This window comes from Bradyrhizobium sp. MI1.4, from assembly GCF_055811315.1.
Window position 1 is genome coordinate 1 of sequence record NZ_JBVVPP010000119.1, and the last position, 1,630, is coordinate 1,630.

Annotated in this window: 2 protein-coding genes; both read right to left on the reverse strand. The window is 56.5% G+C overall.

What is annotated here, in order from left to right:
• A partial coding sequence (locus tag AC0L23_RS39865; RefSeq protein ID WP_473358410.1) for a M20/M25/M40 family metallo-hydrolase occupies nucleotides 1–755 on the reverse strand: 755 nt, incomplete at its 3' end.
• A 506-nt stretch (nucleotides 756–1,261) separates the two neighbouring features.
• The coding region (locus AC0L23_RS39870; protein ID WP_473358411.1) for an amidohydrolase family protein at nucleotides 1,262–1,630 on the reverse strand (369 nt) is incomplete at its 5' end.

The window sequence follows — 1,630 nt, forward strand, 5'->3', positions numbered from 1 at the left end:
GCCGGCATCACTTGTCTGGCTTCCCCACCTTGCATCAACCCGACGGAAACACTTACGCCACGCTCATCATCGCTCAAACCTTCAAGGCGCGTTACAAGACGAGCGAGCACCGAGAGCGCAGATGCTCCGGCCTTCTTATTGTTACCGACATGGGTTGTGACACCGAAGGCATCGACCCTCAGATGACCAATGGCTCCTCGACCGACAACAAGCCCTCTATTGGGCCTGGCAGGCTCAAGCGTGAGACAAAAATCCGCGGCTCTTGCCTCAGTCTTGATCCAGCTGGCGCTTGCGTCGCTGCCGACCTCCTCGTCAGGTACAATCAGAAATACCACGCGTTCGATACCATCGATGCCCATTTGGAAGAGTTCGCGGAGAGACACGATCGCCGTGGCCACGCACACTTTCATGTCCCCGACGCCAGGTCCGGTAATAAGTCCATCCTTCCGCTCGAATTTCCAGTTTTCGACGGTGCCGGTGGGCCAAACCGTGTCGGCATGACCGAGGATGAGGATCGATCGGCCCGGACGACCTGACTCCCAACGAGCTGTCATTTGATCAGCAGCGGCCTGCCTGATCTCACGGTCGACCTTAAACCCGGCAGCTATCAGCGCCTTTTCGAACACGTCATTAACGCGATTGACGCCCTCGCGATCATAACTTCCGCTGTCGATGTCAACCGCAGCTTTGGTAAGCTGAATAATGTCGGGTAGTTTTGTTTCCAGAGTTCGAAGAAACGAACGGTCCCAGTTCATGGTGATATGCTTTCACTGTGGTGAGTCGAATTGCGCTCAGGCCGCGACGGCAAAGTGGTTTTCATCATCATTGGAGATTGCGGCCGGGTCGGCGGCACCGTTCGACTTTGAAAAAATAACAGCCATCAGAAGGCTCGCCTTAGCGCCACTCAGAGTTCCTCCAAACACGGCTCCGATTCGGCCCAGATCGCTACCGCTAACCGCCGTTGCCATATCCTGGAAATACCGTGGCTTCGTGACAGCGCATCGCAATCGCGATCGGAATCCCCGAGGTGAGCGCGTCTTTATACCGAGCAGTATATCAGGAGGAATGTTTCCACGGCCGAATGCTTCGATCAGGATGCTGTCTCCCGTTTATTCTTGTCATCATCATCGCAGTGGTCTCCAAAACCGCAGTCGGCGCGGCATTGATCGAAGAACTGCAATGACCTGCGTGCCGCGATCGAAAACCAAACGTCTCAGCCAGTTTCTGCAACGGGACAGCCGGTCTCCGCAGCGCAATGTACTCAAGTAATGGCTCGCGGGTTGGGCTGGCCTGTGTGCTTTTCGGCGTCGCGGCAGGGCCGTGCGAAGCGGGACTGAGTTTCGAAGACCACCCCGCCTCGCTTGACAACACCGATGCAGCGGTTAGCGCCGAGAAGGTAGGAAAGGTCGTCTGGATGCTCGATATCCCAAAAAGACAAATCCGCAGCTTTGCCAACCTCGATAGTGCCCCGCTCCCTCCGCATGCCGAGCGCGCACGCCGCGTTGACAGTGAACCCGCGCACTGCCTCTTCCGGCGTCATACGGAATAGAGTACAAGCAAGGTTCATTATCGCGGCCGGGGAATTTGTGGGCGAACTGACTGGATTACTGTTGGTGGCCAGAGCCACTTT